Here is a 13,779-nt window from a genome sequence, read left to right on the forward strand (position 1 = left end):
GGACTGATCCCCGCCGCCTCCGCCGGGCGTGTGGCCACAGCCGACGTCGCCCCCCCCCCCCCCCCCCCGCGCTCCTCCCCGCTGAGCCCGTGAGCCGTCAGCTCGCCGGCTTCAGCCCCCACGCCACCCCCGTCATCTCCTCCGACAGCGTCCACAGCCGCCGCGCCGCCGCCGGGTCGCTCGCCGCCGCGCTGCGGCCGACCAGGGTCGGGGCGCCGCGCATCTCGCCGAGGCCGTCCGGGCCGACGTACGCCGCGCCGGGCAGGTCCTGGCTCGCGGCGAACAACGTGGGCAGGGCGCCGGCCCGGTCGCTCTGGGCGAACACCTTGTTGCCGACCGCCATGACTCCCCTCATGAGGGCACTCCCGTGGTGGCTCTGCAGGTTGGTGGCGGCGTAGCCGGGGTGGGCGGACAGGGCCCGCACCGGGGAGCCGGCCTCGGTGAGGCGGCGCTGGAGCTCCAGGGTGAACAGGAGGTTCGCGAGCTTGGACTGGGCGTAGGCGCGGCTCGGGGTGTAGCGGCCGCGCAGGTTCACGTCCTCGAAGCTGATCACCCCGTCGCCCCCGCGGTGCAGACCGGAGGAGACCGTGACCACGCGGTCCGTCACATACGGCAGCAGCAGGTTCGTCAGCGCGAAGTGCCCGAGGTGGTTCGTGCCGAACTGCATCTCGAAGCCCTGCTGCGTGCGCTGCTCGGGCAGCATCATCACGCCCGCGTTGTTGATCAGCAGGTCCAGCGGGCGGTCCCAGCCGGCCGCGAACTCGCGCACCGAGTCCAGGTCGGCCAGGTCCAGCCGGCGCACCTCCGTACTGCCGCCCACCCGCGCCGCGGCGGCGCCGCCGCGCGCGAGGTCCCGTACGGCGAACACCACGTGCGCTCCGGCCCCGGCGAGCGCCTGGGCCGTCACGAGGCCGAGGCCGCTGTTGGCTCCGGTGATCACGGCCGTACGACCGCTGAAGTCGGGGAGGTCGGTCACGTTCCACTTGTGAGTAGCCATACCCCGAATGTAGGCATCGACAACAAAGCTGTCAATGACAACATCCCGTTACCATGGTGGGCATGCCGCGCCTGTCCTCCTCCTCGCCGTCTCCCTCCCGCCGCCCCTACCACCACGGAGACCTGCGCACCGCCCTGCTCACGAGCGCCGAGCGCACCCTGCGCGAGAAGGGCGTCGGCGCGCTCTCGCTGCGCGAGCTGGCCCGCGACATCGGCGTGAGTCACGCCGCCCCGGGCCGGCACTTCAAGGACAAGCAGGCCCTGCTCGACGCCCTCGCGCTGGACGGGTACGAGCGACTGAACCGGGCGCTGGACTCCGCCGTCGAGGACCCCGGCCTCGGCCTTGAGGGACGGCTGACCGCACTCGCCCGCGCCTACCTCGGCTTCGCCGTCGAGAACCCCGAGCTGCTGGAGCTGATGTTCGCGCGCAAACACGCCCCCGAAGACTCCGCCCGCTCCGACAGCTCCGAACTGCTCGCCACGGCCGTCGACCTCTCCCTCGGCTCCATCACGCGGATGATCGCGGACGCCCAGGAGCGAGGGGAGATCGTCGCGGGCGACCCCGAGCGGATCACCATGGTCGCCGCCGCGAGCCTGCACGGCCTCGCCGCCCTCATCGCCGCTTGCGCGCTCGACGCCGAGGAGGCCATGCGCGGCCTGGACGAACACGTCCATCTGCTGCTGAACGGACTCCGGCCGCGATAACACGCGCTCGCCACCCGTCAGTTACGCGCGTAGCCGCACCCATCGGCCGCCGCCTGTGCCCGCCCTGTGCCCCAGGTCAAGCCACTCCCAGCACAGAGCCAGCACACGGCCATTGATCAGTAAGCCTCCGCCCGGCTTCAGTAACGCGGGAGTCAGAATTCCAAGACCCTTCTTGTTGTCGCGTACTCAACAAGCAAGGGTCGAACCCGGGCCGCCGCCCCCACCGGTCACCCCATCGGTGGACCCCCACACCCGCAGGCCTCTGTCACCCACTTCCAGGAGGCTGTACCTTGCGTACGTCCACCCACAACTCCCCCCACATACGCGGTAGATGGCGCCGCCTCGGCACCGCGGCCGCGGCCACCGCCGCGCTCGCCCTCGCCGGCTTCGGCACCGCGGCCCACGCGAGCGCCACCACCGCCACCACCGGCCACACGGCGGCCACCAAGGTGAGCGCCCAGGCCGTCGCCGCCCAGGTCGCCAAGGCCCACGTGCAGTACACGCGGGCATGTGGCGCCACCCCGAAGAAGGGCTACGCCGCCTGCAACGCGCTCCGTGTCACCGGCGGCACCACCGCCTTCATGGAGAAGCAGGCCGCCCTCAAGGGCATCGCGCCGAAGACCGTCTCGCCGAAGGCCTCCTCCGCCGCCCCCACCGGATACGGCCCCTCGGACCTCCAGTCGGCCTACGGCCTGACCTCCGCCGCCTCCTCCAACGGCTCCGGCGAGACCGTCGCCATCGTCGACGCCTACGACGACCCGAACGCGGCGGCCGACCTCGCGACGTACCGGTCGTACTACGGCCTGCCGTCCTGCACCACGTCCAACGGCTGCTTCAAGAAGGTCGGCCAGACCGGCTCCACCACCTCGCTCCCCACCGCCGACAGCGGCTGGGCCGGTGAGGAGTCCCTCGACCTCGACATGGTCAGCGCGGTCTGCCCGAACTGCAACATCCTGCTCGTCGAGGCCAAGTCGGCGTCCGACGCCAACCTCGGCACCGCGGTGAACGAGGCCGTCAAGCTCGGCGCGAAGTTCGTCTCCAACAGCTACGGCGGCTCGGAGTCCTCCTCCGACACGACGTACGACTCCTCGTACTACAACCACCCGGGCGTCGCCATCACCGCCAGCGCGGGCGACAGCGCCTACGGCGCCGAGTACCCGGCCGCCTCGCAGTACGTCACCGCCGTCGGCGGCACCGCCCTGTCCACGGACTCCAGCAGCCGCGGCTGGACCGAGTCCGTCTGGAACACCTCCAGCACCGAGGGCACCGGCTCCGGCTGCTCGGCCAATGACCCCAAGCCCAGCTGGCAGACCGACAGCGGCTGCTCCACCCGCATGATCGCCGACGTGTCCGCCGTCGCCGACCCCGCCACCGGCGTCTCGGTCTACGACACCTACCAGGCGAGCGGCTGGAACACCTACGGCGGCACCAGCGCCTCCGCACCGATCATCGCCTCGGTCTACGCGCTGGCCGGCACCCCGGGCAGCAGCGACTACCCGGCGCAGTACCCGTACAACGCGGCCGGCACCTCCGCCCTCAACGACGTGACCAGCGGCAGCAACGGCACCTGCGACACGGACTACTTCTGCACCGCCGGGACCGGCTACGACGGCCCGACCGGCTGGGGCACCCCCGAGGGCACCAGCGCCTTCAGTGCGAGCTGAGTGACACAAGGCTCCACCCCGTCGGGTCACGGGGAGCCGCCAGTCTGAGGGGGACGTGGGGTCCCCTCGGCGGCACGGAGAAGGAAGACGGGCCACGGCAGCCGGCCGCGGCCCGTTTTCCCTGCCCGGCGCCTCTCCATCCTGTCCAACTCCCATGCGTTGTCCATGAGTTGGGTCAAGTGAACGGAATGCTTCGGTAAGTCGGACGCCAGGATTCCAGTTACCCCCTGGTTGTCACGTACTCAACAAGTCATCGTCTACCGCGTTCCACGCACCGCCGCACGCACCCGCACAGCCCTGTTCCCACCCCCCACCCGGAAACCAGGAGCTGCACACATGCGTACGACTCACAGACGGTGGCGCCGCCTCGGCACCGCCTTCGCGGCCACCGCCGCACTCGCCTTCGCCGGCCTCGGCACCGCGGCCCACGCCGACGCCGCCGCCCCCACCGCGAAGGCCACCTGGACCGCCACCCCCTGTGCCGCCCCCCAGCACAAGGGCGAACTCGCCTGCCACTCCTTCCGCGTGACCGGCGGGCTCACCGCCTTCCAGAAACAGCAGGCGGCGCGGACCGGCATCACCCCGAAGGCCGCCGACGCCTCCACCCCCTCCGGCTACGGCCCCTCGGACCTCCAGTCGGCCTACGGCCTCACCTCCGCCGCCGCCTCCAACGGCTCCGGCGAGACCATCGCGATCGTCGACGCCTACGACGACCCGAACGCGGCCGCCGACCTCGCCACATACCGCTCGCACTACGGCCTGCCGTCCTGCACCACCTCCAACGGCTGCTTCAAGAAGGTCGGCCAGACCGGCTCCACCACCTCGCTCCCCACCGCCGACAGCGGCTGGGCCGAGGAGGAGTCCCTCGACCTCGACATGGCCTCCGCCATCTGCCCGAACTGCCACATCCTGCTCGTCGAGGCCACCTCCGCGACCATGGCCAACCTCGGCAAGGCGGTGAACGAGGCCGTCACCCTGGGCGCGAAGTACGTCTCCAACAGCTACGGCGGCTCGGAGTCCTCCTCCGACACGACGTACGACTCCTCGTACTACAACCACCCGGGCGTCGCCATCACCGTCTCCGCCGGTGACAGCGCCTACGGCGCCGAGTACCCCGCCGCCTCCAAGTACGTGACCTCGGTGGGCGGCACCGCCCTGTCGAAGTCCTCCTCCGCCTCCCGCGGCTGGACCGAGTCCGTCTGGAAGACCAGCAGCACGGAGGGAACGGGCTCCGGCTGCTCCGCGTACGACGCCAAGCCCACCTGGCAGACCGACACCGGCTGCGCCAAGCGCACCATCTCGGACGTGGCGGCCGTGGCCGACCCGGCGACCGGCGTCTCCGTCTACGACTCCTACGGCGTGACCGCCGGCTGGTACACCTTCGGCGGCACCAGCGCCAGCTCGCCCATCATCGCCTCCGTGTACGCCCTCGCCGGCACCCCGTCCAGCGGCAGCTACCCGGCCAAGTTCCCGTACACCGCGGCCGGCACCTCCGCGCTGAACGACGTGACCAGCGGCAACAACGGCTCCTGCTCCCCCAGCTACCTGTGCACCGCCGGCACGGGCTACGACGGCCCGACCGGCTGGGGCACCCCCGAGGGCACGGCGGCCTTCACCGGCTGACCGCACCACCGCCTCGCACGTCACGGGCCCCGACGGCACCCGGCCGCCGGGGCCTTGTCCATTTCCCGCCCGTCCCTCATGAGAACATCGTCCCGAAGCCTCACCCGACCGGCCGTCAGAAACCGTGCCAGGTCGTAAAGAGGGACAACGACAGAACCACACGACAGGTTCCGGTCTGACCTCGTTGCCCGGGGTGACCTGCCGTGATACACAGAGTGACCGTACGCGCGATACGTACGAAACCCGCCAGTCAATGACGTCAAGTCGACATACGTCGGCGCCGATGTCGGCGACAATGAGGCCTGACCTCTGCACCCCGCAGGGGGCCAACGGAACTACCCACCAGGGGCGGTGACTTACATGCTTCTCGCGGCCAGCAAGGGTGACATCAACACCATCATCGGCGGGATCGCCCCGAACTGGGGCCCCTTCGGCAGCCTGGGCAACGAGGCGAAGGTGATGATCGAGGTGGTGATGGCGGTGGCCATCCTCCTGTGCCTCGGCATCGCGGTCTGGGGCGCGGCCAAACAGCGCATCGGCGCCACGGCCCTTCGCGACACCTTCAGCGCGGAACAGGGCAAGGGCCTCATCATCGCCGGCCTCACCGGAGTCTTCATCATCGGCTCCCTCGGCACCCTGTTCACGATCGTGTACGGCATGGCGGTCTAGCCACACCCCCCGCCCCTCCGTCCCCCGTCCCCCCGTCTCCACCCGTCCGTCGTGCCCACCGGCTGAGGTTGCGTTTCCCTGATGTCGAGTCACCACACCGCGCCCGCGCGGGAACCAGCACGGCTACCGTCGTATGCCTACGAGGGTGAGGGGGCGTACACGGCATGAATCCCGGAGACGACGGGTCCTACCCCGACTACGACAGCCCCACGGGCCAAACCCGCACCCGCCTCCCCGACAACGACCCCTACGGCGGCGCCCCCCGCCGCCCCGCCCGCTCCTCCTCCCGCAGCCTGGTGACCGTGGTGGGCGTGGTCGTCCTGCTGATCGCAGCGATCGCGTTCGCCAACCGGGGGGACCATCCGTCCGCCGACACCGCCTCCGACAAGGGCAACAGGCCGGCGACGTCCTCGACGGCGGCCAGCGGAACGGAACCGGTGCAGACCAAGGCCAGCGGTGTCCCCACGGGATTCGCCCACACGGAGCAGGGCGCCCAGTCGGCGGCCTCGAACTACGCCGTGGCACTGGGCTCGACGGGCATGTTCAACAAGGACAGCCGCCACAGACTCCTCAGCCTCCTGTACACCTCCCAGGCGGCCGACCGGCTCCAGAGCACGATGGACCAGGCCTACTCGGCCGACTTCCTCGCCAAGATGGGCCTCGACGCGGCGGGCAACCCGCCCCAGGGCAGCACGTTCGTCTCCCGGATCGTCCCGGCCGGCGCGACAGTACTGAACTACGCGGACAACGGCGCCCGGGTCGCGGTCTGGTACGTGGGGCTCATCGGCATGGCCGGCAGCTCCTCGACCGACCCCGTCACCTCGTCGTGGAAGACCTGGACGTTCGACCTGCAATGGACCGGCGGCGACTGGAAGATCGCCTCCGACAGCCAGAAGGACGGCCCGGCCCCGGTCCCCGGTGACGACAAGGCCGCCACCTCCGACGAGATCAGCAAGGCCATCGAACAGTACGGAGGGTTCACGTATGCCCGGTAGCCCGCAACGTGCGCTGAAGCTCGCCGGAATCGTGGCGGCCGTGCAGACCACGGCAGTACTGCTGGCCACACGCGCCGTCGCCGCGCCGTCACCCACGCCCAACGCCTCGGGCAGCCCGTCGCCCTCGCCGTCGGGCAAGTACAACTGCGGCGTCATCTCCGGCGAGGCCAAGAAGTACTGCGAACGCGGCAACACCTCCAGCGGATCCGGCGGTGCCGTCACCCCGGACACCTCTGCCCAGGACCCCCTCTCCTCCCTCGCCAAAGGCTGTGCCGAAGCCGCCTCCTGGACCATCGACAAGCTCAGCAAGGCCGTGAAGAACACCGCAAACGTCGACTTCACCAACGAGAAGTTCCTTCAGCAGTACGCCGTCGTCTTCGCCGCCTCCACGATCCTCACGCTCCTGCTGTGGCTCCTGGCCGTCGCCAAGCGCGCCGTCCGCGGCGTCCCGCTGACCACCGCCATCTCCGAGGCCATCGGCTTCCTCTGGCTCACCGTCCTCGCCTCCGCCTTCACCCCCCTGATCCTCTACACCGTCGTCTCCGCGACCGACGGCGTCAGCGCCGTCCTCGCGAAGACCACCGGCAACCAGGCCGACGTCTTCTTCGGCACCTTCTCCGGCGCCCTCGGCAAGGGCACCGACATCGGCGGCGGACCGATCATGCTGATCGTCGTCTCCCTGGTCAGCATCCTCGCCGCCGGCGTCCTCTGGCTGGAGCTCGTCATCCGCGCCGCCCTCCTCTACGTCGGCGCCCTCCTCGGCACCGTCGTCTACGCCGGCCTCGTGGACAAGAACCTGTGGGGACACGTCCGGCGCTGGGCCGGCATCATGATCGCGGTCATCCTCGTCAAACCCGTCATCGTGATCGTGCTCGGCCTCGCCGGCGCGCTGTCGAGCGGCAACGGCCCCGACTCCTTCTCCGCCGTCGTCTCCGGCCTCGCCATCATCCTGCTCGCCATCTTCGCCAGCGCGATGATCTACCGCTTCGTCCCCGGCTTCGGCGACGAGATCGCGAACGGCCGCAACAACCGCATCATGCAGGGCGCCGAGAGCAAGGCCGCCGCCGTCATCAGCTCCCCCGCCACCCTCGTCGCCCAGGGCATCAAGACCCACAGCTCCCGCGCCGACAACAACGGCGGCGCGGGCGGCACCAGCAGCAGCACCCCCCGCCCGGCCAACCCCGCCACCGGCGGTGTCGCCGCGCACAGCAGCCGCCCCTCCGGCGGCGGAGCCGTCCCCTCCGCCACGCCCGCGCCCCGCGCGCCCAGCCCGGCCAACACCCCGCACGCCGGCAACGCCCGCAACAACCGTTCAGGAGGTGAAGGGCGTTGACGACCGAGTCCCACCTGTCCCATCCGGTCACGCCCCGCCGTACGTATCTCATCGGCCGCGCCCGGCCCAACGCGATCGTCGGCCGAAACCGTGAGTCCGGCGAGATCGCGCTCATCATCGCGGGCGCGTTCCTCGGCATGATGTGCGGCCTCCTCGTCCCGGTGCTCTCGCTGCGGATCGTGCTGCTCACGGGCTTCCCGCTGATCGCGCTCGCCGCGGTCTACGTGCCGTACAAGCGCCGCACGTTCTACAAGTGGTTCGAGATCAACCGCAGCTACAAGCGCACCGTCAAGAACGGCGCCGTCTACCGCTCCACCGCCATGGAGGCCGGCACCAGCATCGGCGGACGGGAGGTGGAGGTGGGGCCGCCCCCCGGCATCGGGCGGATCACCTGGCTGGCCGCACCCTTCGGCCCCGACGAGATCGCCGTACTGCTGCACGCCGACCGCAAGACCGTCACCGCCGCCATCGAGATCGAGGGCCCGGGCGTCGGCCTGCGCGACTCGGAGGACCAGGAGGCCCTGGTCGACCGCTTCGGCACCCTGCTGAAGCATGTCGCCAACGGCGACGGCTTCGTGACCCGGCTGCAGATGCTCGCCCGCACCCTCCCCGCCGACCCCGACGCCCACGCCAAGGACGTCGCCCTGCGCGGCGACGACCGCGCCCCGGACTGGCTCTCCCGCTCCTACGACCAGCTCCAGTCCATGGTGTCCACCAGCAGCGAGCAGCACCGCGCCTACCTCGTCGCCTGCATGCACTTCACCCGCGAACTGGCCGCCGAGGCCCAGGCCATGGCCAAGGCCGCCCGCCCGCAGTCCGGCCGCAAGCTCGACCGCGACGCCGGGCTCGCCGTCGTCATGGCCCGCGAGCTGACCGACATCTGCTCGCGCCTCCAGGAGGCCGACATCCGCGTCCGCCAGCCGCTCGGTCAGGGGCGGCTGGCCTCCCTCATCCACTCCATGTACGACCCGGACCACCCCATCGACCACATCCAGGCGATGACCCAGCGCAACGCCTGGCCGGCCGAGCTGGACGCCATGGAGCCCACCTACCTCCAGGCCAAGACCCGCGAGTCCAACACCCGCGCCCCCTGGTGCCACGCCACCGCCTGGGTGAAGGAGTGGCCGATGACCCCGGTGGGCGTGAACTTCCTCGCCCCCCTCCTCGTCCACACCCCCGACGTCATCCGCACCGTCGCCGTCACGATGGACCTCGAACCCACCGAGATCGCCATCGAACGCATGCTGACCGAGAAGACCAACGACGAGGCCGAGGCGTCCCGCGCCGCCAAGATGAACCGGACCGTCGACCCCCGGGACATCGCCGCCCACAACCGCCTCGACCAGCGCGGCGAGGACCTCGCCAGCGGCGCCGCCGGCGTCAACCTGGTCGGCTACATCACCGTCTCCGCCCGCACCCCCGACTCCCTCGCCCGCGACAAGCGCACGATAAGGGCCTCCGCCGGCAAGTCGTACCTCAAGCTGGAGTGGTGCGACCGAGAGCACCACCGCGCCTTCGTGAACACACTTCCCTTCGCCACCGGCATCCGACGGTAGGGGCTGATTCACCGATGCGGGATCCGCTGTCCGTCCTCACCGACGCCTTCACGTCCTTCCTCTTCGGAAAGGTCGAGACGACCCGTCTCCCGGTCCGCACCTCCACGGGCCAGGCCCAGGCCGTCTACCTGCCCACCGCCGCCCCCGGCCTCGGCGACTCCGGCGTCATCATCGGCCGCGAGGTCTACTCCGGAAAGGGTTACATCTACGACCCCTTCCAGCTCTACGGCCAGCAACTGCCGGCCCCCCACTGGCTCGTCCTCGGCGAGTCCGGCAACGGCAAGTCGGCCCTGGAGAAGACCTACGTCCTGCGCCAGCTGCGCTTCAAGGACCGTCAGGTCGTCGTCCTGGACGCCCAGGGCGAGGACGGCGTCGGCGAATGGAACCTCATCGCGGAAGAGCTGGGGATAACCCCCATCCGGCTCGACCCGACGGCGGCCCTGAACCACGGCATCCGCCTCAACCCCCTCGACCCCTCGATCACGACGACGGGCCAGCTGGCGCTGCTCCGCACGATCATCGAGGTCGCGATGGGCCACGGCCTCGACGAACGCTCCGGCTTCGCCCTGAAGGTCGCGCACTCCTACGTCAACGAGTCGATCGTGGACCGCCAGCCGGTCCTCACCGACATCGTGGAGCAGCTACGGCACCCCGAGCCGGAGTCGGCCGAGTCGATGAACGTCGCCATAGACGACGTGCGCGCCTGGGGCCTGGACGTCGCCCTAGTGCTGGACCGCCTGGTCGACGGTGACCTGCGCGGCATGTTCGACGGCCCGACCACGGTCGGCATCGACCTCGACGCGCCCCTCATCGTCTTCGACCTGTCCCACATCGACCGCAACTCCATCGCCATGCCCATCCTCATGGCGATCGTCGGCGTGTGGCTGGAACACACCTGGATCCGCCCCGACCGGAAGAAGCGCATCTTCCTGGTCGAGGAGGCCTGGCACATCATCAACAGCCCTTTCGTGGCCCAACTGTTCCAGCGCCTGCTGAAGTTCGGCCGCCGCCTGGGCCTGTCCTTCGTCGCCGTGGTCCACCACCTGTCCGACGTGGTCGACGGAGCGGCGGCGAAGGAGGCGGCCGCGATCCTGAAGATGGCGTCGACCAGGACGATCTACGCCCAGAAGGCCGACGAGGCGAGGTCGACGGGCCGCGTCCTGGGCCTGCCCCGCTGGGCGGTGGAGATCATCCCCACCCTCACGCCCGGCATCGCGGTCTGGGACGTCAACGGCAACGTCCAGGTGGTCAAACACCTCGTCACCGAGACGGAACGCCCCTTGGTCTTCACCGACCGCGCGATGACCGAGTCCTCCAGCGACCTCGTCGCCGACGAGGTGCTGCGCGCCGCCGAACTGGAGGCCGAACAGCGGGCGGCGGCCTTCGTGGAACAGCACCTGGGCGACTCCGAGTCGACGGTGGCGTAGCGGCACGTACGGTGGCGTAGAGGCGCGTAGAGGAAGGGCACAGGCGTGAGACCGGACGACCGCCGCACCGACCGGCGGGAGGGCCAGGGCGGCATCCCCGACGGCCTCCTGGTCGGCATACTCGCGTTCCTCCTCGGCATGACCCTGCTGGTGTGGACGGCCACCGGGCTGGCCGCGCTCTTCACCAAGGGAGCCTGGCCCACGGGGGTCGCCTTCACCCGCACTCCCCTGGCCATGCGCCATCTCATCGGACAGCCCCACGACATCGCCGGCGCCTGGCCCGACACCCCCGCGAACCAGCTGTCCGGCTGGGGCCTGTTCTGGGGCCTGTTCCTCGGCCAGCTGATGATCCTGTTCGTCCTCACCGTGTTCGTGATAGGCGCGGTCGCGCGATGGCGAGCGGGGAGGGCGAGGCGGAAGGCGGAAGGACACCAGGAACCGCGTCCGGAGCCACGCCACGAGGTACCGGTGCCGCGCGGTGAACCGAAGCCGGAGCCGGTACCGGTGCCGGTGCCGGTACCGCCTCCGGTGGCTCAGCCGGCGCCCGAGCCGGAGCCGACGGAGATCATGCGGGAGACGGTGCCGGAAGCCACACCACCCGGCCTCCCGGTCACCGGCGAACCGGTGGGCCGGCGGAACGGAATCCTCATCGCGCCCAGAGAAGACCGCCGGCCGACCGCGGCCCACGCCGTACACGAGGCGGAAGGCCCCGCCCTCGTCGTCACCTCGAACCCCGTCCTCTTGGCGGACACCAAGGACGCCAGGGCCAAACTGGGCCCCATCCTCCTCTACGACCCCGCGCACCTCTGCGACACGCCGGCCCGCCTCCACTGGTCCCCCACGGCCGGCTGCGAGGACAAGCCGACGGCCCTGAGCAGAGCGACGGCACTCCTCACCCCGGTCCAGCCCACGGCCAAGCTCGACCAGACGGTCACGGACACGGCAACCACGCTCCTGCGAAGCTACCTCCACGCCGCCGCCCTGGAATCCCGCACCGTCCGCCACGTCCACCGCTGGGCCCAGGGCACTCAGGTCCAGGACGCCGTACGCACGCTCCGCACCCATCCCAAGGCCGCGGCCGGCTCCGCCGGCGAACTCGAAGCAGCCCTCACCGCGCACCCCGAACGCCGGGACATCGCCCAGGAGTTGATCACCCGCGCCCTCGCCGCCCTCTTCACGGTCAACATCCGCGAGGCCTGCACTCCCAACCGAACTGATGCGCTCGCCTTGGATTCCTTTGTCCACGAAGGGGGCACGCTTTATGTGGTCGGTGAATCCATCGAGGACCCCCGGAGCAACCCCGGCGCGATGCCGCTCCTGACGGCCCTCGTCTCAAGCGTGGTCGAGCGCGGCCGGCGCATGGCCGAACGGTCATCCTCCGGTCGGCTCGACCCACCACTCACCCTGGTCCTGGACGACATCGCGGCCGTCGCGCCCCTGCCTCAACTCCCGGACCTGCTCACCACCGGCTCCGACCGCGGCCTGCCCACCCTCGCCCTGCTCCGCTCCCGCGAACAGGCCCGCTCCCGCTGGCCCCACCAGGAACTGCCGGTCTAGGACGGCCGCCCCAGCACGAACTCCAACTCGTCCTGCTCCTCGTCCTTGACGAACGGCACCGTCACCCCGCTCGGCACGAAACCCGCCTTGCGGTACGCCCCCTGCGCCCGCACGTTCTTCTCGTGCACCAGCAGCCGCACCCGCTGTGCGCCGCGCTTCCACGCCCATGCCACACCGGCGTCGAACAGGGCCTTGATCAGCCCGTTCCCACGGTGCTCGGGCCGGACGTACACCCCGACGACATGCCCCTGCCGCCGCTCGACCGGCGTGCCCGCCCAGTCCTTCGTCCCGGCCTCCTCGATGAGCACGGTCACCGAGCCGGCCCACGACCCGTCGGGCGCCTCGGCCACGAACTGCCGGGCCGCAGCGGACCCCTCACCCGACCCTTCGGCCCGGTCCTGCCAGAAGGCGTCCGCCTTGACCGCGGCCTCCTCGTACGTGTCCAGAAAGGCGAGATCCGCCAACGGATCCCGCAACGCCTCAAGCCGCAACTGCTTCACGAGGGGCCAGTCGTCGCGTCGTATGGCGCGGATGACGTAGTCATGATTGCTGCTCATGGGGCCACCGTAGTTCGGCCCACTGTCAGTGGCATCTCATATTGTGGTCGCCATGACAACACTCCCTCAACGCCCGCACACCGCCCTGCTGGTCATCGACGTACAGAACGGCGTGATGGCCGGCTCCCCCCGCCGCGACGATGTCATCACCAACATCAACACGCTCGTCGGCAAGGCCCGTGCGGCCGACGTTGCGGTGATCTGGGTGCAGCACTCCGACGAGGAGCTGAAGGAGGGCAGCGAGAACTGGCAGTACGTCCCGGAGCTGGTCCGGCAGGAGACCGAGCCCCTCGTGCCCAAGAACTGGATGGACTCCTTCGAGGACACCGAGCTGGAGTCCGTGCTGTCGGAGCTCAAGGTGGGCCGGCTCATCGTCACGGGCGCGCAGACCGACGCATGCATCCGCTCCACCCTGCACGGCGCCGTCGTCCGTGGCTACGACGCGACGCTGGTCGCCGACGCCCACACCACAAAGGACTTCACCCACGTACGGCGCCCCCGCCCCGGAGCAGGTCATCGCCCACACCAACCTGTACTGGAAGTGGCACAGCGCCCCCGGCCGCTCGGGCGGAACGGTGACCACGGCCGAAGTGACCTTCTGAAAACGCAGAAAGGCCCACGCCTGATGGCGTGGGCCTTTCCCAAGAATTGTTCGGCGGCGTCCTACTCTCCCACAGGGTCCCCCCTGCAGTACCAT

Annotated in this window: 11 protein-coding genes and 1 pseudogene; 10 read left to right on the forward strand and 2 right to left on the reverse strand. The window is 70.4% G+C overall.

Going from position 1 to position 13,779, the window contains the following annotated elements; genetic code table 11:
• Positions 1-97: 97 nt before the first annotated feature.
• A complete protein-coding gene (locus ACZ4MF_RS10125; protein ID WP_467491542.1) occupies positions 98-997 on the reverse strand; it encodes an oxidoreductase in 900 nt (299 codons plus the stop codon).
• 62 nt (positions 998-1,059) lie between these two features.
• On the opposite strand from ACZ4MF_RS10125, the gene ACZ4MF_RS10130 reads away from it, so the two are divergent.
• The 9 genes from ACZ4MF_RS10130 to ACZ4MF_RS10170 all read left to right on the forward strand — a co-directional run bounded on the left by ACZ4MF_RS10130 (position 1,060) and on the right by ACZ4MF_RS10170 (position 12,525).
• The gene (locus ACZ4MF_RS10130) at positions 1,060-1,701 is read left to right on the forward strand and encodes a TetR/AcrR family transcriptional regulator (RefSeq protein WP_467491543.1); all 642 of its coding nucleotides are present in this window, start codon (positions 1,060-1,062) and stop codon (positions 1,699-1,701) included.
• Positions 1,702-1,991: 290 nt separating this feature from the next.
• Positions 1,992-3,365 carry a S53 family peptidase gene (locus ACZ4MF_RS10135; protein ID WP_467491544.1) on the forward strand — a complete coding sequence of 458 codons (1,374 nt, stop codon included), beginning with the start codon at positions 1,992-1,994 and terminating at the stop codon, positions 3,363-3,365.
• Positions 3,366-3,701: 336 nt separating this feature from the next.
• Positions 3,702-4,988 carry a S53 family peptidase gene (locus tag ACZ4MF_RS10140; protein WP_467491545.1) on the forward strand — a complete coding sequence of 429 codons (1,287 nt, stop codon included), beginning with the start codon at positions 3,702-3,704 and terminating at the stop codon, positions 4,986-4,988.
• Between the two features lie 360 nt (positions 4,989-5,348).
• Positions 5,349-5,657 carry a hypothetical protein gene (locus ACZ4MF_RS10145; RefSeq protein WP_356020567.1) on the forward strand — a complete coding sequence of 103 codons (309 nt, stop codon included), beginning with the start codon at positions 5,349-5,351 and terminating at the stop codon, positions 5,655-5,657.
• 164 nt (positions 5,658-5,821) lie between these two features.
• Positions 5,822-6,652, forward strand: coding sequence for a DUF8175 domain-containg protein (locus ACZ4MF_RS10150; RefSeq protein ID WP_467491546.1), 831 nt, complete (start codon positions 5,822-5,824; stop codon positions 6,650-6,652).
• Positions 6,642-7,985, forward strand: coding sequence for a hypothetical protein (locus ACZ4MF_RS10155; protein WP_467491547.1), 1,344 nt, complete (start codon positions 6,642-6,644; stop codon positions 7,983-7,985). The genes ACZ4MF_RS10150 and ACZ4MF_RS10155 overlap by 11 nt, the downstream gene beginning before the upstream one ends.
• The gene (locus ACZ4MF_RS10160) at positions 7,982-9,541 is read left to right on the forward strand and encodes an SCO6880 family protein (RefSeq protein ID WP_467491548.1); all 1,560 of its coding nucleotides are present in this window, start codon (positions 7,982-7,984) and stop codon (positions 9,539-9,541) included. Before ACZ4MF_RS10155 ends, ACZ4MF_RS10160 begins: the two co-directional genes overlap by 4 nt.
• Positions 9,542-9,555: 14 nt before the next feature.
• Complete coding sequence (locus ACZ4MF_RS10165; RefSeq protein WP_356020577.1) at positions 9,556-10,968, forward strand: ATP-binding protein; 1,413 nt, start codon at positions 9,556-9,558, stop codon at positions 10,966-10,968.
• Between the two features lie 45 nt (positions 10,969-11,013).
• On the forward strand, positions 11,014-12,525 hold the full coding sequence (locus ACZ4MF_RS10170; protein WP_467491549.1) for a type IV secretory system conjugative DNA transfer family protein: 1,512 nt from the start codon (positions 11,014-11,016) through the stop codon (positions 12,523-12,525).
• On the opposite strand, the gene ACZ4MF_RS10175 is transcribed toward ACZ4MF_RS10170, so the two are convergent.
• Positions 12,522-13,082 carry a GNAT family N-acetyltransferase gene (locus ACZ4MF_RS10175; RefSeq protein WP_467491550.1) on the reverse strand — a complete coding sequence of 187 codons (561 nt, stop codon included), beginning with the start codon at positions 13,080-13,082 and terminating at the stop codon, positions 12,522-12,524. The genes ACZ4MF_RS10170 and ACZ4MF_RS10175 overlap by 4 nt on opposite strands.
• A gap of 52 nt (positions 13,083-13,134) precedes the next feature.
• On the opposite strand from ACZ4MF_RS10175, the pseudogene ACZ4MF_RS10180 reads away from it, so the two are divergent.
• A pseudogene (locus ACZ4MF_RS10180) lies at positions 13,135-13,684 on the forward strand (isochorismatase family protein).
• Positions 13,685-13,779 lie beyond the last annotated feature (95 nt).

Source organism: Streptomyces sp. NPDC025793 (assembly GCF_055558375.1).